Origin of the sequence: Pantoea sp. 1B4, from assembly GCF_016925765.1 — a bacterium.
Taxonomy (GTDB): domain Bacteria; phylum Pseudomonadota; class Gammaproteobacteria; order Enterobacterales; family Enterobacteriaceae; genus Pantoea; species Pantoea agglomerans.
In genome coordinates this window covers 3,786,187-3,806,897 of sequence record NZ_JAEUWZ010000001.1, presented here as the reverse complement: position 1 = coordinate 3,806,897, position 20,711 = coordinate 3,786,187, and the positions used below count along the sequence as shown (strand labels likewise).

Below are 20,711 nucleotides of genomic sequence, written 5' to 3'. Positions count from 1 at the left end.
ATCAGGGCCAGCGGCGAATTAGGGTTTTTTTAGTGTGAAGTCAGTGGGTTAACGGAAATGGCATGTTGCTGAAAAGCCCCATGCTGGTGCAACGACGGAATGGATATGAACCGTGCGGAATTATTTAATCCGCTGAAATTTAGTGATTTATTATGCAGTAAGGAATAACGGGAATCGGGGGAAGAGAGCCTGAAAGGCTGCTTGTGTAAAAATAATGTTACATTTTTGTGAGTCTGAAAATGCGTGCACACCGGCGCACGCATCGGATTCACTTATGACTGACTGGCGCTGGCGGGCAACTTTTTCAGACTTATCGCCATGCGGTTGTAGGTGTTCATCAGACCAATCGCGATGTTCAGATCGACAATCTCTTTTTCACTGAAGTGCGCTTTCAGTGCGGTATAGCGGTCGTCTGGCGCACCCTGCTGAGCAATCAGGGTCAGGCATTCAGCCCAGTGCAGGGTAGCCTTCTCTTTATCACTGAACAGCGTACCGGATTCCTGCCAGACCGAGGTCAGCACGATCTTATCCCAGCCCATGCCCGCTTTATTCAGTGCTTTGGTATGTAAATCAATGCAGTAGGCACAGCCATTAATCTGCGATATGCGCAGGAACAGCAGTTCCAGTAAAGTGAGCGGCAGATCGGTTTGTGCCAGATAACTGTATACGCCGCCCAGCGCTTTCATGCCTGCCGGTGCTGCACTGTGAAAATCGATACGTTCGCTCATCTTATTGCCTCATTCAGGGTTGATAAGGCGATTTTCAGCCTTTCAATGGAGCAAATAAAGTGCCAAAAAGTGAGAGTCTGACTGGTCCATCGCCGCTTTCCACGCTGACACTGCAGCGCGGCGCGTCACGTGGCCTCAGTGAACAACTGCGCCAGCTGATCGAACAGGCGATTGGTGAAGGACGTTTACAACCTGGCGCACGTCTGCCTTCTTGCCGCGATCTGGCCGCTCAGCTCGGCGTGGCGCGTGGCACCGTTCGCGCCAGTTATGACATGCTGGTTGATGGTCAGTTTCTGCAGGCCAGAGGCGCAGCGGGTACCTTCGTCAGCCCATTACCGCCGTTAAAACCGGTCAATGCCGAGGCTGAACGCCAGCTGCTGGAGGGTGCAGAGGAGTATGAAGCGCCACCGCTGACCTTCCAGATGGGCATTCCTGCCAGCGATGCATTCCCGGCCAAAGTCTGGCTGCGCATTCTGCAGCGTCAGACGCGCATGCAGGTCAGCAGACCGGCCAGCTATCCCGATCCCCGCGGCAGCTTAGCGTTGCGGCAGGCGCTGGTGGCCTACCTGGCGGTGGCACGCGGCCTGCGCTGTCAGGCGGACCAGATTATTATTACCAGCGGCTATGCTGGCGCAATGGGACTGATTGGGCTGGCGATGAATTTTCAGGGTAAAACAGCATGGCTGGAAGATCCCGGATTCTGGGTGGCGCGTCGCGCGGTTGAAGCGCTGCGCGTCACGCCGGTTGCCGTGCCGGTTGATGCCGAAGGGTTGCAGGTTGAGGCCGGGATTGCCCGCGCGCCGGATGCCGCTTTTGCGCTGGTCACACCGGGACAGCAGGCGCCGCTTGGCATGACGATGAGCCTGGCACGCCGCCATGAATTGCTTAACTGGGCCAGCCGCACGCAGCGCTGGATTATCGAAGATGACTATCTCGGCGAGCTTCAGCCCGGCAATCGCGCCGCGCCGGCACTGGCCGCGCTCGACAGCCAGGGGCGGGTGTTGCACATCGGCACGTTCAGCAAGACGCTGACGCCGCAACTGCGTCTCGGTTTTATGGTGGTGCCACCCGCGCTGACGGCCCGGTTCGGTGAGGTCTGCGCGTTGCTTTCGCCTGCCTCCTCCGGATTGCTGCACAACGCGGTAGCGGAATTTCTGCGGGATGGCCACTTTATGCGGCATCTGCGGCGCATGAAGCGCGTCTATCATGAGCGGCTGGAGCAGATGATCGCGGCGCTGCATCCTCACTTTCCTGACCTGCAACGCGCCGGGCTGGCGGTGATTGTCCGTTTACCCGCCGGTTCACCGGATCAGGTGATTGCGCAGCAGGCGGTGGAGTGGGGCATGGCGCCGTCGCCGCTGTCGATCTGGTATCAGCAGGCGGATCAGCGCGGTGCGGGCCTGTTGCTGGGGACGGCACATCTGCCACGTGAAGGTTATGCGCGCAGTGCCGAACGGCTAAAAGCACTGGTCGATGCGCAGGCGGTCAGCCCCTGAACCAGCGACGCCAGACAAAACGGATAACAAAAAACTCCAGTGCGCCCAGCAGCAAAAACCAGACGCAAAACACCACCGTGTAGAGCTGATTCAGGTCCTGCAAATGGAACATCTGCAACAGATGCTGCGCTACCGTCACGCTAAAGGCGGGCGCGGGCAGCAGCAGCGCCGAGAGAAAGCCCAGCAGTAAAATGCTACCAGGCACGATCAACGTTTCAAAAGGGTTATTCATAACCGGTATCCCATATTTATCAGCCCGGCATTTTCCGGTAAACGGCGACACGGTTCAATGGTGGCGCGCTGCTTCGTGCGCATCCTGCATGCTACATGGCCAGAGAAATGGTCAGAAAATGCTTTGCTACCATCGACTTAGCGCGATTCATAGCGGACGATAAGAGTTATAGCCTTTGCTATACTTAAATCCCTGATTTTACTGTCTTTTTATCTTTGGGTTTGCATGGTAGACTGCGCCCACTTTTTCATAACTGAACACTTTGTGTGGTGAATTCAGCGTGAATTGCCGCTTTTTCGCCCCAGGTGAATAAATCATGACCTTTATTGCCACTTTAATTCTTGCGCTGGGCATGTCGATGGACGCGTTTGCTGCTGCTCTGGGCAAAGGTGCCACGTTGCATCGTCCCGGTTTTAAAGAAGCGCTGCGTACCGGTCTGATTTTCGGCTCAATTGAAGCGCTGACGCCGCTGATTGGCTGGGCGCTTGGCCTGGCCGCCAGCCGTTACATCATGGCGTGGGATCACTGGGTTGCCTTCATCCTGCTGGCGTTTCTGGGTGGCCGTATGATGATGGAAGGCTTCCGTCAGACTGCTGTTGCAGAACCCTGTGAAGCCCCGCAAAGCCATGGCTTTATGGTACTGGCGACCACCGCGGTAGCGACCAGCCTGGATGCGCTGGCTGTCGGTGTGGGTCTGGCTTTCCTGCAGGTGAACATCATTACTACCGCGCTGACCATTGGTGCAGCCACCACGGTGATGGCGACGACTGGCGTATTAGTCGGGCGTTTTATCGGTCCGATCCTGGGCAAATGGGCGGAAGTGCTGGGTGGAGTAGTGCTGATTGCCGTCGGCTCTACCATTCTGTTGCAGCATCTCGGCTACACCGCGTAGGGCTTTTGCACATAAAACCGCCATTTTTGTGATCTGGTTCAAATTTATTTGCTGTTAAAACGCACAGGAGCTATACTTTTTCGGTATATGTTCAACTAAATTTGAATCAGGTGTTCCATGAAACGTATTTTTAAACACGTGTTCCGCGCTTACGTTGAGACGTTCAAACACGTACCGCCGGGTGCCATGTACTAAGCACCCCGCAAGAAACCCTCGATAATCGCGGTCAGGGATCGACCTGTGATTATCACCTTTTCTGCTTTTTCTGCCTTTGCTTCTGCTGATTTAAACCCGCGTTTTTGCACTTCGGGTGCATCCTGTTTGTTGCTACTCCTCTCCTTCTGATTTTCCCGTTATGCGTCACTTTGAGCCAGAAAAGACGTTGCTGCAGTGGTCTAATCTGCCCGGGAGATTTCCGGATGCCAGACAAAATGGCGGCATACCTTAAACAGGAAACAAGCACTTTTAATGGGTCACGGGATTGCCTGTGCCGAAACAAAGATTCACGGTTAACCCTGATGATTCTTCCTGAATATTTCAGTAAACCATTCGATAAAGACCCGGACCTTAGGCGGAAGATAGCGTCTGTCAGGGTAGAGTATTGAAACCGGCTTCGTCACAGTCGCATAACCCGATAATACTTCCTTCAGCTGGCCTGTTTCGAGGCAGGGCTTTAATGCCGTATATAATGCGTGAAGCATGCCGAGGCCCGCCACGCCACAGGAAAGAAGGACGTCAGAATTGTTAACTCGTAGGCTGCTTCCCGGATGCCGTGAAACAATTTCGCCATTCATGACAAATTTCCATTCCTGGACGTCCCGACTGTGTTCATTAAAAAAATAAATGGCTTTATGATCTTTAAGGTCATCAGGTGTTAAAGGAGTGCCATATTTATCCAGATAAGAGGGTGCTGCACAGGTGACCATCTGCAGGCTGCCCATTCTGCGCGAAATAAAATTCGAATCAGCAAGCTCACCGAGACGAATAACACAGTCCACACCCTCTGTAATTAAATTGGTCAGGCGATCTGAAGCGGTTAAGACTATTTCAATTTCAGGATATAAAGCCTGAAACTCGCTTAATTGTGGGATCAGGATACTGTGTGCCAGCGCCAGTGGAACATCAATGCGCAGCTGGCCACGAGGTCGCTGATTTGAAGAGTAAGAAGCCATTATATCGCTGGCATCACTCAGTAGCGTTTTAGCCCGCTGATAAATTTCTTCCCCTTCAACGGTCACACTCAGACTGCGCGTGGTGCGGTGCAATAGCTTAACGCCAAGCTTGTCTTCCAGTTGTTGTACGGACTTACTGACCGCAGGGCGATGCAGCTGTAAGGCGTCAGCGGCCCGGGTGAAACTACGGAATTCAACGACGTGAACAAAAATATCCATCAATTCCAGCATGTTCGAGCGCATCATTTAACTCCGCAAAAAATATTCCTGCCGAAATAGTGTATTGCGGATTATATCTCATTCCGATTGTTTCTCCTGCAGTAACACTGAAGTCCTTTTACGTGGCTTTTTACGCCCCCCTTCTTTTTTTATCATCGCCCTATTGGATGCATACACATGGGAAATGACAAAATGAAAGCATGGTTACTGAAAGATTTTGGCCTTGAAAACTTAAAGCTTCAAGAGGTGGAAACGCCTGTACCTGGTCCGGGTGAACTTCTGGTTAAAGTTGGCGCGGTATCTCTGAACTTCAGGGATAAGGCAATAGTAGAGGGCTTCTATGAGCCTCATCTGGTTCCAAAGCCACTGATTCCTGTCTCTGATGCGACGGGTACCGTTGTTGCCACGGGGCAGGGTGTGTCCCGTTTTAGCGCGGGTGATCGCGTTAACTCGCATCTCTATTCACGCTGGTTAGAGGGTGAACCTGCGGCCGATGAGCCAGCATGGTGTATTGGAATGCCGTTACCCGGCGGGCTGGCTGAGTACATGATTATTCATGAGGACAGCGCAGTTAAAGCGCCTGACAGCATGACCGATGAAGAAGCTTCTACACTTCCCATCGCTGCACTTACGGCATGGTACTCGCTAATGGATATCGGCAATCTGCAGCCTGGTCAGACCGTGCTCGTACAGGGAACCGGTGGCGTATCGGTCTTCGCTGCTCAGATAGCGCATGCCTATGGTGCACGCGTCATTGCCACCTCCAGTAACGATGCAAACCTTGAGCGCATTAAATCACTGGGAGCAGATGAAGGGATTAACTATAAAAAATACCCTGAGTGGGAAAGAAAAGTGCTTGAAATAACTGATGGTAAAGGCGCTGACGTAACGATAGATGTCGCCGGGGGGCAATGGCATCAATCAGTCAATTGCTGCGACAAAAGTTGCCGGTACGATTGCTCAGGTAGGATTTCTGACCGGCCAGACAGCACAACTTGATTTGATGCCGTTAATTTTCCGTCAGACAAAAATCCGGGGCATTGCGGTTGCACCACGCTCCTCGTTTGATCGGATGAATCCGTTCCTCAATAAACATAATATTAAACCCGTCATTGAACAGGTTTACAGCTTTAATGAGGCGGTTGAAGCCTTCCGGCACCTCTCCCGTGGTGCATTTGGCAAAATCGTCATCAGAATTAGCGACTGATAACGACTTTTCATTCCTCAATTCTGGCAGTTTTTACTGACTGCCAGATACTTTTGGATCCCAATCTCAACGCGTTAAACCCCTTCTCAAAGCGTACTTATATCCTTTCTGCACATCGTCAAAAGGGCCGCTTTTCGTATCACCACGACCGGCAGCGGTGAGTTACTTTTGCGGGTGGATAAGCAGAAAAATGCGTCAATTTTCGCCCGGCAAAAACGCTCCTGTCTTAAATCGCATCGGCCAAAAATTCAATAAATGTCCGTACTTTCGAATTGAGTGCCGAACGTTCGGTGACACAGGCATAGATATTCATCGGCAGGGACTCAATGGTGCTCTCGCCACTGTGACCTGACCAGGACAAAGGCCTTAGCAGACCGCTGTCTATCAGTGGCTGAGCTACAAAGCTTGCCAGACGGGCAATGCCGCCGCCGTTTACGGCTATTCTGGCGATGATATCAATATCATCGCTGATAAAACTGGGGTTAAGTTTTGCATTAACAGGCTGTCCGTTGACCATAAACGTCCATGGCAGAAACCGTCTGTCGGTGGGATAGCGGAAAACCAGGCAGGCGTGCTGGCTAAGTTCTCCAGGCGTCTGAGGAGTACCAGCGCGATTAAGGTAAGCGGGAGCCGCACAGAATATAAAGGGTAACGATGCAATTTTTCTGGCGATCAGTTGATCATTCAGCTGTGCTTCGATGCGGATACTGACATCGACGCCTTCCAGGCGATGATCGACGTTGCGATCGGTACTGATCAGTTCAATATCTATATCGGGGAAGGACGCTTTGAAAGCGGGCATAAGGGGAGCCAGAACGTACCGACCAAACGCGGCTGTCGTAGCGATACAAAGTGGCCCCTGTGGTTTGGTTTCATTCGCAGCAGCCTGCGAGGCGAGTTCGATATCATGTGGGATGTGACGGACTTTCTCGAAATAGCGTTTACCGTTTTCCGTTAAGGTCATGCTGCGGGTGGTGCGCGATAGCAGTCGCACGCCCAGATGCGCTTCAAGACGGGAAAGACTCTGGCTGACTGCTGCCGGACTCATACCTTTAGCGCGTGCCGCCGCTGCAATACTGCCGTTTTCCACCACGCGGATAAAAGTGCTAATCAGCCCTAAAATGTCCATCGTATCCTCAACCGTTAATTCGTCAATTTTACTTAATAATGATTAAAGCATAACCGCTCTACAACCCCCCGCATAAGCTTGTTAAGTTAGCCGCAGTCTTATCTACTTTTGTTAAACAGGATATTCAGATGACTGATGCTGCAACAAAAAAAGCCTTACGAACCCGCTTGCCGGTGCGCACGACACCTTACATATTTGCGCTTTATATGGCGATCATCATGGCGTTCCTGATGAGTCTGGTCATCACGTTAGCCGAATTCGGAATGGGGCCTCATTACATGACAAATGTGATGAATGCTTATCAGGTCGCCATGCCAGCGGCTTTCTTTTGCATACTGGTTGTCCGCCCTGTTGTTATCCGGCTCGTAGGATTGACCGTTCACGGTCACTGAGACAGTCAGCATGCCCATTACGGGCGCCGGTGTGGTTTAGCCCGCTTCTCGCTCATCGCGGCAGGCTGCTTCTGGGTCAGAATGGTGGCGGGTGGCAAACCTCAAGCATTTCAGATGCAGGGTGAGGGCGGGCAGGTCGTCCGGATACTGACCGGAACCAGGATTAAAGATACCGAAGAGTCGGGCGTACGACATGCAGCAGGTAAAGCTCACAGATAAGGAGGGCGAGGAAACCCCTTCGCTGGCCGTGCGGAAATTTTTAGGCGATGTGACATTACAGGCTCTGTTTATTGTTAAACATCAACGTTAAATCGGCACCGTCATTATGACGGGCTTAACCTGCTCCTCTTCGCACACAGCGGAGCCTGAAGCACTTCCTGAGCAGTCAAAATAAAACAGCCATTCAGCCATCTGAGCGTTTAAATGGTTAAAATAAATAAACTTATACATTGCTAAATTATTATCGCTATGTCTTAATGCGTCATCGGTTTGGAACACAGACCTTATGAAAGCAGTTTTAGTAAAGTAGTCCTCAGTTCAAGTGTTATCCACAGATATCCTTCTTCGAGAGCCTCCTCCTAAGTGCCCAATAAGTAAATCTCTAACTACAGGCCATCTTCGCCGCTCTTAGTGGCTAATCGATTAAGGAAATATCTATGTCTAACAAAATGACTGGTTTAGTAAAATGGTTTAACTCAGATAAAGGTTTTGGCTTTATCACTCCTGATGATGGCAGCAAAGATGTATTCGTACATTTCTCTGCTATCCAGGGTGATAACTACAAAACGCTTGATGAAGGTCAGAAAGTCTCCTTCACCATTGAAAATGGCGCCAAAGGCCCTGCAGCTGGCAACGTCACAGCGCAGTAAGCCGCGCTCATTATCAGCGACGCTTACAATAGCGATGAAGACATAAGTCTGAGCAGATAAGCTCTGCTGATAATAAAAGAAACCCGCTCAGTGCGGGTTTTTTATTGCCTGAAATTCGCATCATTTCTGGTCCGTTGACCTGCTCCGCGTTTATTAGGCTACCCAGATGTTAATCCTCCCTTCATAAGCCCTGCCCGTTATGAAATGTTACGTTAAGCCATCGGGCAAAAGCCATAACGCGCCTTTTGAAATCAGCGATGCTCCCCTGAGGCGTATTACTGATTGCCAGCAAGTAATCCATTTCTTTTGCTAACGCTGGATATCGGGCATTGAATGTAAAGCGATACTCCTCGAGTGTTTCAGGCCACTGTTTGTCATGTTCACTGCGAAGAATATTGGTTGCTCTGATTGCCTTTCGTGCAGCAGCACGCTGTAGCTGCAACTTTTTATTTTCGTCAGCAGATAACTGCATTTGAGTTATTAATTTTTCCAGCACCGGCAGGAAGTCACCATTCACTGCTACAGCAATTTCTTTTGAAGGTTTAAATGCCTGGAATCGTTGGCTCAGGTCCTCTCCGTAAACGCAGACACAGTGATGTTTGAGCCAGTATCCCCAGCTAAGCAGATTATCCGGATGCACTACCTGTTGTAACAGACCACAATCAAAATCGATTTTACTGACAACAGGATTATTTTTTTCAATTTTACTTTGTATTTCAGTAATTTGCACTTTAGCCGCTTCGCCGGGATCAACGCTAAATATGACTGTCATATCCAGATCGGACTTCCCGATTTTTGCCCGGCCTTCAGCCACACTGCCATACAAATAAAGGCTATGTATAAGCTCAGGAAAACTTTGGATTAGCTTTGCCACGACCTGTGCAACAATATTCCGGAACTCTGGCTGCAATTTATTGGTTTCTGGCAGGGCAATAAAGCCGTTGTGATCGATTGCCACCCTGTCTCCCTTTTAATGGCGTCATTCACCGGGTTAATAAGTCCTGGGAATCTGAGATTCTCATGGCGGATTAATTATATCTCTCATGTCCGCTTCTCGCTCACAGCGTACACACATCATTCACTGCCGTCATTGCCTTCCCGCTTACACCAGACAGATCTCCCGCCAGAGTTTATCACCCGTAAAGCCAGCGTCTTCTTAGGCGAAACCCCATACTTTTTCACACCATCACGCGGATAACCCGCCTGCTATCTGATCCCGACCTACACTGAATTATTCTCCCCAAACCAGGAGCAGCGGATGATCCAGAAGCATCGACGAAAACAGGCAGCGATTGTGGCAGGTGTTGGATTGGGTGTGGCGGCCACGTTATGGGGCATGAAACGCTGGCGGCAGCTTAAGGAGACGCCGCCGGTGTCGCCGAACAGTCATCACGCCGGTCTGGCCGGTTATTATCAGCAGATTGGTGACTGGCGCATGTTTACCCGCGTTACGCCCAATGAGGATCAGGGACTGCCGGTCGTGCTGATCCACGGTCTGGTGATGTCGGGCCGGGCGATGGAGCCACTGGCGCTGGCGCTGGGGCGCGACTATCACGTGCTGGTGCCGGATCTGCCCGGTTTTGGCGCCAGCACACTGCCACCTTCTGCGCCGATCATGTCGGTGGATCAGCTGGCGGATGCGCTGTGGCTGTGGTTACAGCATAACGGTTTCCAGCGCGCTATCTGGGTCGGCAATTCGTTTGGCTGCCAGATTCTGGCCGCGCTGGCGGTGAAACATCCACAGGCTGTGGCGGGACTGGTGCTGCAGGGGCCGACGGTCGATCGTCATGCCCGCAGTCTGCCGCGTCAGCTCTGGCGCGACTGGCGTAATGGCCGCCTGGAATCCCGTCGTCCACCGGGGCCACTGGCCCGAATCGATTACGCCAAAGCGGGCCTGCGGCGCGCCTTCGGTACCATGCGCGCCATGATGCGCGACCGCATTGAGCATCGCCTTACTTACATTAACGCACCCACGTTGCTGCTGCGGGGCTCGCGCGATCCCGTCTGTCCGGCCCGCTGGCTGGATGAACTCGCCGCCCTGATGCCGCGCAGCGAACGAGTGACATTACGCGACGGGACGCACACATTGCACTACGTCTACCCGTGGAGTTTCTGTCACGCCATCCGCCCGTTCCTGGCACGTATCCAGCAGGAGGATCAACATGAGTAAACCACCAAGAGGGATTGCCCGCTTTGACTCTGCTGCTGCCATGCTGCTTGCGCTGGCCAATGCGCTGCACGACCGCCCCTTTGACAGCCCCAGCCAGTCACCGACGCTGGATCGCCTGTTGCCCTCACTGAACCGGCTACCGACCGGGCTGCGTGAGTGGGGCTATGCGCTGGGCGGCATGGCAGAAGGCATCAGCCTGCGCCAGGCGGGTGAACTGGATGTGGAAGGGATCGCCGAATGGATGGTGAGTGAATACCCGCAACAGGATTATCCGGCGGCCTTTATCGGTTCATCGAACGGTGCACTGGTGCATCTGGCGGCGGCGATGGGTGTGCCCTGGTTGCCCCAGACTTTTCTTTGCCCGGTGCGGGCCGCGAATAACGATCCCGATGACGCACAGACCAGCTTTGAGCAGGGCAAAGAGATTGCTGCCGCGCTGCTGGCTGCCTGGCCCCGGCTGGCGGTGCACCATATGCAGGACCCGAATCAGGATCGGCTGATGCTCGATCAGATGCGCTACTTCCGGCTAAAACTGCGCGAACTGCCGCTGGCCTTCAACGAATTTCTGATGGGAAGTCTGCCCGCCGGATCAACGCTGTTTATCAATCACTGTACCCGACAGTGGCCGGTAACCCGCACCAGCGATCGCTCGTTTTTCCAGTTTGGTGCGCTCGGCGGCGCAACCGAAAAAGAGTACTTACAGGGCGGCCCGCGGGTGGCGGAATATCTGGCACGCTATGGCATCGATCGCGAGCGCTGGACGCCGCCGGCCATTACTGACCACGTGCCGGAAGCGGAGTGGGGACTGGATGGTTATCTGATTTCGCCGCTGAAAAAACTGGCGGAGGCGCAGAACTGGAAGCTGATGGAGATTCGTTATGAAGATCCGGAGGCGATGAGTTATGTGGTGGCTGAGATCTACCGCGACTGGTATCTGGCGGCGGGGATTTTACCAACCCGGCTGACCGTCGACAGCTTTCTGCTGATGGACCCCTGGTGCAGCATGCATCAGCATGCCATCCCGTTCTGGCTGGTCTTTTGCACAGAGCCTTCGGCTGCGGCACTGCAACGCTTCCTGGAAAAACAGCCGCCATTCCGCAACATCGACATGATGCTCTTTTCTCACGGCACCGACAGTATCGGTCTGGCAGAGATTGATCGCTGGCGGGCGCTGCTCTCCCATGCCCGCGATGAAGGCGTATTCATCGGGGTGGATGAAGAACGTTTCCCGCGTGATTTCGCGACGTTTGCCCGCTTCGACTCGGCGCTGCGTGAACGGGCACCGCTGTTACCGACTCCACCCGCGCTGAGCGCGGAGAAGGTGATGGCAGGTATTCAGCGGTATGGTGCAAAACATGGGGTCACCCTGACGGCGCTGACGTAGCAGTCGCGCCGTCAGCCGTGATTATTCGCCGTCGGTGATCGGCTGGCGCACCAGCAGCAGGTAGGCGAGTGCGCCAACCAGCGTCACGCAGGCACAAATCATCAGCGCCATGCTGAACGATTTGGTGGTGTCGAGCACCCAGCCGGTTATGACTGGCGCGAACGAGGCGAAGATAAAGCTGGCGAAGTTCTGGATGCTGCCGACAGACGCTGTCATACGGGCGGTGACGTTGGCGTGGATCAATCCCCAGCACGACGTTCCGGCGAAGTGGATACAGAACAGCGCCATCCCAATCAGCGTTACGGCGCTGGTGGTGTCGGTCGCGCGGGTTACCACGGCGGTAAAGCCGGCGGACAGCAGCATCCCGCTGACGATACAGACTTTGCGGGTTTTCACCGCGTTAAAGCCGCGACGTACCAGCGAGTCGACCACATAACCATTCAGCAGCATGCCCGCCGCACCGAACAGGAACGGAATCGCTGCCAGCAGGCCGGTACTTTTAAGATCGAGATGATAGGTCGACTGCAGGTAGCCCGGCAGCCAGGCGATATAGAGCCAGGCGGTGTAGTTGATGCCGCTGAAGCCAATCATCATCCCCCCACATGGTGCGCTGCTTAAACAGGCCGCGCCACTCTTTGAAGCTGATCGGCTCTTTACGCGAGGCGACGCTGCCCGCCTGCAAATAGTGGATCTCTTCAGCGCTCAGGGTGTTGTTGTCGCGGTCGCGGTAGATCATATACCAGCCGATAGCGAGGAACATGCCAAGGATACCGATCGTGACAAACATGCCACGCCAGCCCATCACCAGCATCATCGCCGCCAGAATCGGCGGAGCCACCGACAGTCCAATCATCGAAGCCGCATTGAACATCCCCATCGGCATGCCGCGATCTTTAATGTTGAACCAGTCGTTGATTACCTTCACGCCGCACGGGTTCATCGGCGCTTCGCCAATGCCGAGGCCGATGCGCACCAGGATGAACTGGGTAAAGTTATGCACCAGGCCAGAGGCGGCCTGGAACAGCGACCAGATAAACATGCCAATGCCGAGCATAATGCGCGGCCCTTTACGATCCAGCAGCGCGCCGCATGGCAGTTGCGCCAGGCCATAAGCCAGCGAAAAGGCGGAGAGCAGGAAGCCGATTTCGGTAGCGCTCAGCCCCATCTCCTCGCGAATGGTCATATTCGCGACCGACAGCGAGCTGCGATCCAGATAGTTGATGATGGCGGCGAACAGCAACAGCAGCATCGCCGTGATCTGAATCTTGCGGATACGCGGTGTACGCACCACGTCGCTACGCATCGGCACGAAATCCTGGTCTGGTGGCGTGTCGCCAGCTGCGCTGTCGCGGCCGGTTACTGAAGTCTTTTCCATTGCACTCTCCCGAAACTGGGTACTTATCGTTATGGTGAGAAGGGGTCTGCGCGCAGCGGCAAAAGGCCGCCGTGACGTTGCAGTCGAGACTAAGAGCAAAGGGTTAAGGATGTTGCAAAGATGTTTCTGAATCGTGCGGGAGCTAATGCTTTGTGGTTTTTAATCGGTTTTTAATTGTACTGACCGATTGAGCGCACCATCGAGGTTTTAGCGGTTGCCAGATGGTTATGTAATGCACAGAGGGCGTCGACATCCTGACGGCCAATCAGCGCGGTCAGAATCGCCATATGCTCCTCCAGCGCCACAATATTTCGCTGCTTGAGGTCGCTCTCATCCCACTGATAATGCGAGTGAAAGATCACCGAGATAATCTCCAGCGACTGATTGAAAAACGGGTTGTTGGCGGCGGATAAAATCAGCGAATGCATCTGACGATCCAGCGCGGCAAAGTGGCGATAGTTGCTGGCGATGGTATCGCGCATCGATCGGTGACGATCCAGCAGATCCCGCGCCTGAACCCAGCGTTCGTCGCCTGCGGGCAGATTCAGGAAACGGCTCAGGGCATGGGTTTCCAGCATCTCGCGCAGTTCAAACAGCTTCTCGGCGTAATCCTGGGTGAATTTTTTCATCCGCCACTGGCCACGTCTGACCGGCTCCAGCAGGTCATAGCGCATAAAGCGCAGCAGGAATTCGCGCACCACCACCGGACTGACTTTCACCTGCTGCGCCAGTTGCAGCTCGCTGAAGGTATCGCCGGGCACCAGCTGCCGCTGATTAATCATATTAAAAAACATCTGCTCAAAGTGGCTGGCCTGCTGCTCAATTGGCGGCGTTAACGCGCTAAAACTGTCATCTTCGCGCGGATCGCGCACGATGACCCAGGTTTGATCCACCTTATCCAGCACGCCGCACTGATGCAGATAGTGCAGGGTGTGGCGCACCGTAGTCCGGCTGATATTGAACATTTCCGCCAGTGCCGCCTGGGGCGGCAGCGGTGAACGAATATGGCGCTGAGCGATGCTTTCCAGCATCTGGTTGATGACGTTCTGGCGCAAATTCTGGCTGCGGCTCATCTCACTCTCCGGTTTTTTATGCATTAAAAACCATTCAAAGCCCAAAAAAATCGCGGTGCTTCACACTTCCCGCAAACGAACACCGCAGCGCGTGCAGGATTCGCCATAACTGCCTGCAGGACAACCGGAGAATCACCATGACAACAATGAAAGCACTGGTCATCGCTGAACCACGTAAGATGGTATGGACCACCCGCGATATCCCCACGCCCGCCGCTGGCGAGGTAGTGATTAAAATCCTCACCGCGGGAATCTGCGGCACCGACATCCACGCCTGGTCCGGTAATCAGCCATTCTTCAGCTATCCACGGGTGCTGGGCCATGAAATCTGTGCCGAAGTCGTGGCGCCGGGAAGTGATGCGGAGGGCTTTCAGCCGGGCCAGCGGGTAGCGTTAATGCCCTACATCTCCTGCCTGCGCTGTGACGCCTGCCAGAGCGGCAAGACCAACTGCTGTGAGCAGATCTCAGTGATTGGTGTGCATCAGGATGGCGGGTTCTGCGACTACCTGAGCGTGCCGGTCAGCACGCTGCTGGTGGTGGATGATGTCGCGCCGGAAGCGGCTGCGCTGATTGAGCCCTTTGCCATCAGCGCCCATGCAGTGCGTCGTGCCGCAATTGTGGCGGATGAGCAGGTGCTGGTGGTGGGTGCCGGACCGATTGGGCTGGGTGTTGCCGCTATCGCCGCCGCCAGCGGCGCGCAGGTGGTGGTGGCGGATACCAGCGAATTTCGTCGCCAGCATGTTGCTGACCAGCTCGGCCTGGCGGCACTGAATCCGGCTGATGAAGCGTTTTACAGCGCGCTGCGCGAGGAGTTTGGTGGCCGTCTGGCGCTGAAGGTGATCGACGCCACCGGCAGCCCGGCGGCGATGAACAATGCGGTCAACCTGATGCGACACGGCGGCACGATCGTTTATGTCGGCCTGCACAAAGGCGATCTGGTGATCCCGGACAGTGAATTCCATAAAAAAAGAGACCACCCTGATGGGCAGCCGCAACGCCACCCGTGAAGATTTCGATCGGGTGCGTGCGCTGATGGCCAGCGGCCAGCTGCGCGCCGAAATGATGCTGAATCACCATCTGGCCTTCTCCACGCTGGATGAAACCTTTGAGGCGCAAATCATCAACAACCGCGAGCTGATCAAAGGCGTGATTCATTTCGACCGGTAACGCGGCCAGTCGGTTCGCGTGGTTCAGGGCGCGGTGAGAGTCTGAAAGAAGTGCGCCCGCACCGCGTCAGCATCCACGCCAAGTGCGATACGCTGGGCGGTCAGGCCGTTAAAGGGATCCTGGCGGGATGCCAGCGCGCTCAGCTTACGCACCGTCTGACCGCAGGCGATGCCCTCCGTGATCACCCGCAGCGGGCTTTCGGTCAGGGTAAACGCCTGTGGCAGAGTGAGCCACGCCACCGCCAGGGTGTCGTGCAGCGCCATACCCTCGAACCCCTCTTTCTGCAGGCTGTAAGCCAGGTAAGGGCGACAGATCGCACTCAGCACCGGCTGATTCAGACGCTGAACCTCATCGCCGCTGATCAGCACTTTGTGTGTGACATCCAGCGGGATCACCACCACATTCAGTGCCGAGGCGAGCACCTGATCGGCAGCATGCGGATCTTTCCAGATATTAAATTCGCTGAAGGGCGTCACGTTGCCACTGTGCCCGTCGGTGCCAAATGCGCCGCCCATGATCACCAGCTCTTTTACCAGCGGAATAATATCCGGCGCCTGATTAATGGCCGTGGCGATATTGGTCAGCGGACCAATCGCCACCAGGGTGATCTGATGCGGCTGCGCCCGCACGCTGTCGATAATAAACTGCACCGCGCCCGGCGCCTGATCGCTGCAGGCATTATCAAATGCATCGCCCAGCCCATCTTCACCGTGCAGTCTGGCAGGCGCAGAGGGTGGCAGCGCCAGCGGTCGTGAACAGCCGCGATAGACCTCCGCGTTAATCGCCATTTTCCCGCAAAACAGTCGGGCGTTTTTCACCGCCTGACCCACTGCCACGTTGCCGAAGACCGTGGTAATCCCCAGCAGATGCTGCGTCCGCGCCGCATAGGCCAGCGCAAAGGCGTCATCCACGCCGATATCGGTATCAAAAATCAGGGTACGCATAGGGTCTCCGCAACAGGCTGTAAACCATCAGCATTACTCCGTCTGTGGCGTGCGCGTCAAGGTTTTCAGCCGCCATGACCTCACTGTTGCCAGCCTGAAACGGGCGTCGTATTATCACCGGCTCAAGGTGATGGCGTGCCACCTTTCCCAACCGCCGGTGGGCTTTACACCGGCTGATGACGCCTGACACTCAATCCTTTCGCGGGAGCTGAGGTGTCAGGCGCAGTTTATCTCTGCCTTTCCCCCCTCAGCCCGGCGTCAATCTGCAATCAGGAGCAAGACATGTTGAAACCGTTATTGGCTGTGATGATCGGCGGCTCTGCCGGCTGTGTACTGCGCTGGCTCTTTGCGATGCGCTTTAATGCGCTCTTTCCCAATCTGCCACCTGGCACGCTGCTGGTGAATCTGATCGGCGGTCTGGTGATCGGCGGCGCGATGGCCTGGTTTGTTCGCCATCCCGACATCGACCCGATCTGGAAACTGCTGATCGTCACCGGACTGTGCGGCGGGCTGACCACCTTCTCCTCTTTTACGGCGGAATTAATGGGGTTGCTACAATCAGGGAACTATCTCTGGGCGATGACCAGCGCGCTGGTGCATGTGATCGGTTCGCTGCTGATGGCGTTTGCCGGTTTCGCACTGGTCACGATGCTGGGCTGATCCGGCTAAGCGGCGCTTGTCATACTCCTTAAGAGGTAGATACTGTTTCAGGTTTTACGCCCGACCATCCTGCATGAACGGGCGCAGAAGCTGAACGTCACCGATTATTCCGGACGATTAAGGAGCCGAGCAATGCGAACTAACCCCACATTCCTTAACCTGGTGCTGTTAAACGGTGAGCCCGGCCAGAAACTTCAGGCGGCGCGTGACGCCGGTTTCGATCAGGTGGAGATCTGGCGCGAGGATGTCGAGGCGTGCGAGGGCGGCGCGGTGGCACTGGCTGAGATCGCTGCCCGGCAGGGACCTGGCTTTACCAATCTCCAGGTGCTGCGCGATTTCACCGGGGCACCCAGCGCGTTGCGCGGACAGAAGCGCGAAGAGCTGCGCCAGTTTATTCAGATTGCCCAGGCGCTGGGCTGCGACACCATTCAGGCGCCGGCCAGCACCCGCGAGGATTGCTGCGCCGACCAGATTGATGATGACCTGCGCTGGATGGCCTCTGAAGCTGCGCGCTACAACATGCGCATTATGTATGAGCCGATGGCCTGGTGCAGCGTGGATAACACGCTGCCGCTGGCGTGGCAGCGATTGCAGCGGCTCGATCAGCCCAATATCGGGCTGGTGGTCGATCTGTTTCATATCTGCGCACTGGGTGGCGACGCCTCACAGCTGGACGGCATTCCGGCAGATCGCATCTATGAAGTACAGCTGTGTGACATGGCCGCCATGCCGGCGCAGGATAAGCAGAGTCTGATGGCGATGGCGAAGCACCAGCGTCTGCTGCCCGGCGATGGCATTATCGACATTGAACGCTTTGTCGATAAGCTCAAAAGCGCGGGCTATCAGGGGCCGGTGGGCATTGAAGTCTTTAATGATGCGCTGAAACGCCTGCCGCCTGAGGTCGCTGCCCGTCATGCCTGGCAGGCATTAAAGCGCTGCTGGGGTTAATCCTGTAAGCACTGCCCGATAAACGCGGCGGCGTGCATGGCACCCTGAGCGGAAATGGTGTGGCCGGTGGCGGGTTCAAATCGCGCTTCTACCGGCAACAATGCGGCCCTGAGTCGTGCTGCGGCAGATTCGCTCTCCTGCCACGGGATCACCTCATCGGCCTGGCCGTGGATCAGCAGCGCGGGCAGATGAGGCTGTGGCGTCAGTTCACCGTCAACCGCCAGACGACCCGAAAAGGCGACCACGCCCGCCAGCGGATAACGGCCAGATGCCAGCGCATCCAGCGCCATGATCGACCCCTGTGAAAAGCCGACCAGCACCACATCCTGCCAGCGGTCGGCGAAGCCGTGCTGTGCGATAACGTCGCTGAGGGTCGCGTCAAACGCCGCCCGCGCGGCCCGTACCCGACCTGGCCGGTTCTCTGGCGTCACCTCCTCCAGGCTGAACCACTGCCAGCCAAAACCGGCGGTAAAACGTTCGGGCGCATTGGGTGAGGCAAAAATCACATCCGGCAACAGCGTCGCCCAGTGACGGCCAATCGGTGCCAGATCGTCGCCGTTACTGCCTACGCCATGCAGAAAAATTACCAGTGCTTTTGCCATTATTGCTCCTTTAAAGACCGTACTCACTCAGATCCGGGCCTGCCGGAACGATCCCGTTCGGGTTCAGTGCCTTGATTGAGTAGTAACCCTGTTTGATATGATCGATGCTGACCGTCTCACGCACGCCGGAGACTGACAGCATGCTCTTAAGATAGCGATTCAGCAGCGTATAGTCGCGTATCCGGCGCAGGTTGCATTTGAACAGGCCATGATAGGCGACGTCAAAGCGAATCAGGGTGACGAACAGGCGAATATCAGTTTCAGTCAGCCGTTCACCCAGCAGGAAGGTGCGACCATCGCTGAGCAGGGCTTCCAGTTCGTCGAGCTGGCTGAAGACGTCATTAAATGCCTGCTGGTAGCTGATCGATGTGGTGGCGAACCCGGCGCGGTAAACGCCATTATTCAGACGCGGATAGAGACTCTCATTCAGCGCATCAATCTCAGAACGCAGCGCGGCGGGATAGAGGTCGATGCGGTTATCGGCCAGATCGCCAAAGCCGCTGTTGAACATACGCACAATGTCAGCGGACTCGTTGCTGACAATGGTGCCGGTTTTCTTGTCCCACAAGACCGGCACGGTGGCCCGGCCCGTGTAATCGGGCGCGACGCGGGTATAGATTTCATGCAGGTACTGCGCGTGATTCAGCGGGTCCTGCTGTGCGCCGGGAAAATTGCCAAAGCGCCAGCCCTGGGCACCGAGCTGCGGTTCAACCACCGTCACGCTAATCAGCGACTCCAGCCCTTTGAGCTTGCGGGCAATTAACGCGCGCGACGCCCATGGACAGATCAGCGCCACATAAAGATGGTAGCGATCTGCTTCTGCCGCAAATTCAGTGGAGCCATCGCTGCTGATAAAATGCCGGAAACCGGACGTCTGACGGACAAATCCGCCCTGTTTATCGGTCGACTGCACCGGGTGCCAGTCACTACTCCATTTGCCTTCTACTAACATCGCGCGACTCCTCTGTAATGTGAGAAGCAGCTTAACTGATGACTAAACGGCTGATAATCCGGTCATAAAGACAATCATTTCTTCCATTCTGGAAGAAATTACGCGGGCGGAAAACGGGTAAAGTGACTCACCAGGAAGTCGATAAGCAGGCGCGCCCGGTGTGCCAGATGACGGGCGGGCGGATAAACCGCAAACAGGCCAAGCGGTGGCGTGTCGAAATTCTCCAGCAGCCGGACAATCTCACCGCGTTGCAGCGCGGGAGCTGCGATAAAACCGGGCAGCCGCGCAATGCCCAGTCCGGCCATCGCGGCCTGCAGGCAGGCTTCAGTGTTGGCGAAGCGCAGACGTCCGCGGACCGGTACGGTGACAATCTCGCTGCTGCCGTCGCCGTCGCCGCCGGCAAACGGCCAGTGCCAGGGATCGCGAAAATTGGTGTCGATGATGCACTGATGCTGGGGCATCTCGCGCCAGTGCTGCGGCGTGCCAAACTGCTCAAGATAGACCGGCGAGGCGGCGATGCGCACATGCACCTCACCCAGCTTGCGCGCGACCAGGCTGCTGTCGCTGAGGGTGCCGATACGGATCGCCATATCAAAGCCTTCATCGACGATGTTGACGGACCGGTCTGAAAAGCTGACATCCAGTTCAATCAGCGGATAGCGCCGGGCAAACGCCACCAGCACCTCAGACAACACCACAGTACCAAAGGAGCCGGGGGCGCTGATTTTCAGCCTGCCGGTAGGCGTCGTAGCGCTTTCACGCACGCTGGCATCCAGCGTCTCAAACGCATCGAGCAGGTTTTTGACCCGCTCATAATAGCTGCGCCCGACATCGGTGGGTGACAGGGCGCGCGTGCTGCGCTTAAACAGCTGGACGCCGAGCCGCTGCTCCAGCTTTGAAACCAGCTTGGAAGCCTGACTGCTGCTGGTGCCGAGACGTAACGCCGCCGCAGAAAAGCTGCCGGTTTCCAGCACAGTGACAAACATCCGGTCACAATCGAGTCGATCCATGGCGGTGTCCTGTGGAGATAAAGTCGCAGTATAGAAGCTGTGCTCCGCTGATGCAGCCTTCACTTTGCGTGCCTTAACCCTTTCGCTGAC

General features: G+C 55.5%; 20 protein-coding genes, 2 pseudogenes and 1 riboswitch. Of the genes and pseudogenes, 11 read left to right on the top strand and 11 right to left on the bottom strand.

The features are described from left to right. Window positions 1–272: 272 nt before the first annotated feature. A complete protein-coding gene (locus JNO11_RS18290) occupies window positions 273–728 on the bottom strand; it encodes a carboxymuconolactone decarboxylase family protein (protein WP_325177570.1) in 456 nt (151 codons plus the stop codon). Between the two features lie 59 nt (window positions 729–787). Here JNO11_RS18290 and JNO11_RS18285 point away from each other — a divergent pair, with 59 nt between their 5' ends. Further along, a complete protein-coding gene (locus tag JNO11_RS18285) occupies window positions 788–2,224 on the top strand; it encodes a PLP-dependent aminotransferase family protein (protein WP_325177569.1) in 1,437 nt (478 codons plus the stop codon). Here JNO11_RS18285 and JNO11_RS18280 read toward each other — a convergent pair. Next, window positions 2,214–2,456, bottom strand: coding sequence for a DUF1158 domain-containing protein (locus tag JNO11_RS18280; RefSeq protein ID WP_325177568.1), 243 nt, complete (start codon window positions 2,454–2,456; stop codon window positions 2,214–2,216). The genes JNO11_RS18285 and JNO11_RS18280 overlap by 11 nt on opposite strands. Before the next feature lie 316 nt (window positions 2,457–2,772). Between JNO11_RS18280 and mntP the strand changes: the two genes are divergently transcribed. Continuing rightward, complete coding sequence (gene mntP / locus JNO11_RS18275) at window positions 2,773–3,348, top strand: manganese efflux pump MntP (protein WP_010253515.1); 576 nt, start codon at window positions 2,773–2,775, stop codon at window positions 3,346–3,348. Between the two features lie 509 nt (window positions 3,349–3,857). Here mntP and JNO11_RS18270 read toward each other — a convergent pair. Beyond that, the gene (locus tag JNO11_RS18270; protein ID WP_325177683.1) at window positions 3,858–4,763 is read right to left on the bottom strand and encodes a LysR family transcriptional regulator; all 906 of its coding nucleotides are present in this window, start codon (window positions 4,761–4,763) and stop codon (window positions 3,858–3,860) included. Window positions 4,764–4,931: 168 nt separating this feature from the next. Between JNO11_RS18270 and JNO11_RS18265 the strand changes: the two genes are divergently transcribed. After that, window positions 4,932–5,738: an NAD(P)-dependent alcohol dehydrogenase gene (locus JNO11_RS18265; RefSeq protein ID WP_325177567.1), complete on the top strand. Its 807-nt coding sequence runs from the start codon at window positions 4,932–4,934 to the stop codon at window positions 5,736–5,738. Then, a complete protein-coding gene (locus tag JNO11_RS18260; protein ID WP_325177566.1) occupies window positions 5,635–5,946 on the top strand; it encodes a zinc-binding dehydrogenase in 312 nt (103 codons plus the stop codon). Before JNO11_RS18265 ends, JNO11_RS18260 begins: the two co-directional genes overlap by 104 nt. A gap of 226 nt (window positions 5,947–6,172) precedes the next feature. Here the strand turns inward: JNO11_RS18260 and JNO11_RS18255 are convergent, their stop codons facing one another. Next, window positions 6,173–7,075, bottom strand: coding sequence for a LysR family transcriptional regulator (locus JNO11_RS18255; RefSeq protein ID WP_325177565.1), 903 nt, complete (start codon window positions 7,073–7,075; stop codon window positions 6,173–6,175). Window positions 7,076–7,203: 128 nt separating this feature from the next. Here JNO11_RS18255 and JNO11_RS18250 point away from each other — a divergent pair, with 128 nt between their 5' ends. Together JNO11_RS18250 and cspA are read left to right on the top strand one after the other, a co-directional pair. Next, window positions 7,204–7,467 carry a DUF2798 domain-containing protein gene (locus tag JNO11_RS18250; RefSeq protein WP_325177564.1) on the top strand — a complete coding sequence of 88 codons (264 nt, stop codon included), beginning with the start codon at window positions 7,204–7,206 and terminating at the stop codon, window positions 7,465–7,467. A gap of 656 nt (window positions 7,468–8,123) precedes the next feature. Next, entirely contained in the window at window positions 8,124–8,336 is a 213-nt protein-coding gene (gene cspA / locus JNO11_RS18245; protein ID WP_010671477.1) for an RNA chaperone/antiterminator CspA, read from the top strand. A gap of 181 nt (window positions 8,337–8,517) precedes the next feature. Here cspA and JNO11_RS18240 read toward each other — a convergent pair whose 3' ends face one another. Continuing rightward, on the bottom strand, window positions 8,518–9,294 hold the full coding sequence (locus JNO11_RS18240) for a nucleotidyltransferase domain-containing protein (protein WP_325177563.1): 777 nt from the start codon (window positions 9,292–9,294) through the stop codon (window positions 8,518–8,520). A 300-nt stretch (window positions 9,295–9,594) separates the two neighbouring features. Here JNO11_RS18240 and JNO11_RS18235 point away from each other — a divergent pair, with 300 nt between their 5' ends. Further along, a complete protein-coding gene (locus tag JNO11_RS18235) occupies window positions 9,595–10,506 on the top strand; it encodes an alpha/beta fold hydrolase (RefSeq protein WP_325177562.1) in 912 nt (303 codons plus the stop codon). After that, window positions 10,499–11,890 (top strand): hypothetical protein, encoded by a 1,392-nt coding sequence (locus tag JNO11_RS18230; protein ID WP_325177561.1) that lies wholly within the window; start codon window positions 10,499–10,501, stop codon window positions 11,888–11,890. The genes JNO11_RS18235 and JNO11_RS18230 overlap by 8 nt, the downstream gene beginning before the upstream one ends. A gap of 21 nt (window positions 11,891–11,911) precedes the next feature. Here the strand turns inward: JNO11_RS18230 and JNO11_RS18225 are convergent. Continuing rightward, window positions 11,912–13,265 (bottom strand): annotated as a pseudogene (locus JNO11_RS18225) (MFS transporter). Window positions 13,266–13,435: 170 nt separating this feature from the next. Continuing rightward, complete coding sequence (locus JNO11_RS18220; RefSeq protein WP_089414967.1) at window positions 13,436–14,338, bottom strand: GntR family transcriptional regulator; 903 nt, start codon at window positions 14,336–14,338, stop codon at window positions 13,436–13,438. Window positions 14,339–14,475: 137 nt separating this feature from the next. Here JNO11_RS18220 and JNO11_RS18215 point away from each other — a divergent pair. Beyond that, a pseudogene (locus JNO11_RS18215) lies at window positions 14,476–15,505 on the top strand (zinc-binding alcohol dehydrogenase family protein). A 23-nt stretch (window positions 15,506–15,528) separates the two neighbouring features. Here the strand turns inward: JNO11_RS18215 and JNO11_RS18210 are convergent. Then, window positions 15,529–16,449: a nucleoside hydrolase gene (locus JNO11_RS18210; protein ID WP_033780928.1), complete on the bottom strand. Its 921-nt coding sequence runs from the start codon at window positions 16,447–16,449 to the stop codon at window positions 15,529–15,531. 117 nt (window positions 16,450–16,566) lie between these two features. Beyond that, window positions 16,567–16,642, top strand: a riboswitch (Fluoride riboswitch). 89 nt (window positions 16,643–16,731) lie between these two features. Here JNO11_RS18210 and crcB point away from each other — a divergent pair. Beyond that, the gene (gene crcB / locus JNO11_RS18205; RefSeq protein WP_031593044.1) at window positions 16,732–17,109 is read left to right on the top strand and encodes a fluoride efflux transporter CrcB; all 378 of its coding nucleotides are present in this window, start codon (window positions 16,732–16,734) and stop codon (window positions 17,107–17,109) included. A gap of 132 nt (window positions 17,110–17,241) precedes the next feature. Further along, window positions 17,242–18,057, top strand: a complete 816-nt coding sequence (locus tag JNO11_RS18200) for a sugar phosphate isomerase/epimerase (RefSeq protein ID WP_325177560.1) — start codon at window positions 17,242–17,244, stop codon at window positions 18,055–18,057. Here JNO11_RS18200 and JNO11_RS18195 read toward each other — a convergent pair. From JNO11_RS18195 to JNO11_RS18185, 3 genes are all read right to left on the bottom strand, one after another. Further along, window positions 18,054–18,659 (bottom strand): dienelactone hydrolase family protein, encoded by a 606-nt coding sequence (locus tag JNO11_RS18195; protein WP_325177559.1) that lies wholly within the window; start codon window positions 18,657–18,659, stop codon window positions 18,054–18,056. The two genes, JNO11_RS18200 and JNO11_RS18195, sit on opposite strands and share 4 nt — an antisense overlap. Window positions 18,660–18,669: 10 nt before the next feature. Then, a complete protein-coding gene (locus tag JNO11_RS18190) occupies window positions 18,670–19,611 on the bottom strand; it encodes a glutathione S-transferase family protein (RefSeq protein ID WP_187492279.1) in 942 nt (313 codons plus the stop codon). A gap of 98 nt (window positions 19,612–19,709) precedes the next feature. Beyond that, the gene (locus JNO11_RS18185; protein WP_029519450.1) at window positions 19,710–20,621 is read right to left on the bottom strand and encodes a LysR family transcriptional regulator; all 912 of its coding nucleotides are present in this window, start codon (window positions 20,619–20,621) and stop codon (window positions 19,710–19,712) included. Between the last annotated feature and the right edge of the window lie 90 nt (window positions 20,622–20,711).

Coding starts and splice junctions, on each gene's coding strand:
- JNO11_RS18290 (WP_325177570.1), bottom strand. CDS start 728: ATGAGCGAACGTATCGATTTTCACAGTGCAGCACCGGCAGGCATGAAA.
- JNO11_RS18280 (WP_325177568.1), bottom strand. CDS start 2,456: ATGAATAACCCTTTTGAAACGTTGATCGTGCCTGGTAGCATTTTACTG.
- mntP (WP_010253515.1), top strand. CDS start 2,773: ATGACCTTTATTGCCACTTTAATTCTTGCGCTGGGCATGTCGATGGAC.
- JNO11_RS18270 (WP_325177683.1), bottom strand. CDS start 4,763: ATGCGCTCGAACATGCTGGAATTGATGGATATTTTTGTTCACGTCGTT.
- JNO11_RS18265 (WP_325177567.1), top strand. CDS start 4,932: ATGAAAGCATGGTTACTGAAAGATTTTGGCCTTGAAAACTTAAAGCTT.
- JNO11_RS18260 (WP_325177566.1), top strand. CDS start 5,635: ATGTCGCCGGGGGGCAATGGCATCAATCAGTCAATTGCTGCGACAAAA.
- JNO11_RS18255 (WP_325177565.1), bottom strand. CDS start 7,075: ATGGACATTTTAGGGCTGATTAGCACTTTTATCCGCGTGGTGGAAAAC.
- JNO11_RS18250 (WP_325177564.1), top strand. CDS start 7,204: ATGACTGATGCTGCAACAAAAAAAGCCTTACGAACCCGCTTGCCGGTG.
- cspA (WP_010671477.1), top strand. CDS start 8,124: ATGTCTAACAAAATGACTGGTTTAGTAAAATGGTTTAACTCAGATAAA.
- JNO11_RS18235 (WP_325177562.1), top strand. CDS start 9,595: ATGATCCAGAAGCATCGACGAAAACAGGCAGCGATTGTGGCAGGTGTT.
- JNO11_RS18230 (WP_325177561.1), top strand. CDS start 10,499: ATGAGTAAACCACCAAGAGGGATTGCCCGCTTTGACTCTGCTGCTGCC.
- JNO11_RS18220 (WP_089414967.1), bottom strand. CDS start 14,338: ATGAGCCGCAGCCAGAATTTGCGCCAGAACGTCATCAACCAGATGCTG.
- JNO11_RS18210 (WP_033780928.1), bottom strand. CDS start 16,449: ATGCGTACCCTGATTTTTGATACCGATATCGGCGTGGATGACGCCTTT.
- crcB (WP_031593044.1), top strand. CDS start 16,732: ATGTTGAAACCGTTATTGGCTGTGATGATCGGCGGCTCTGCCGGCTGT.
- JNO11_RS18200 (WP_325177560.1), top strand. CDS start 17,242: ATGCGAACTAACCCCACATTCCTTAACCTGGTGCTGTTAAACGGTGAG.
- JNO11_RS18195 (WP_325177559.1), bottom strand. CDS start 18,659: ATGGCAAAAGCACTGGTAATTTTTCTGCATGGCGTAGGCAGTAACGGC.
- JNO11_RS18190 (WP_187492279.1), bottom strand. CDS start 19,611: ATGTTAGTAGAAGGCAAATGGAGTAGTGACTGGCACCCGGTGCAGTCG.
- JNO11_RS18185 (WP_029519450.1), bottom strand. CDS start 20,621: ATGGATCGACTCGATTGTGACCGGATGTTTGTCACTGTGCTGGAAACC.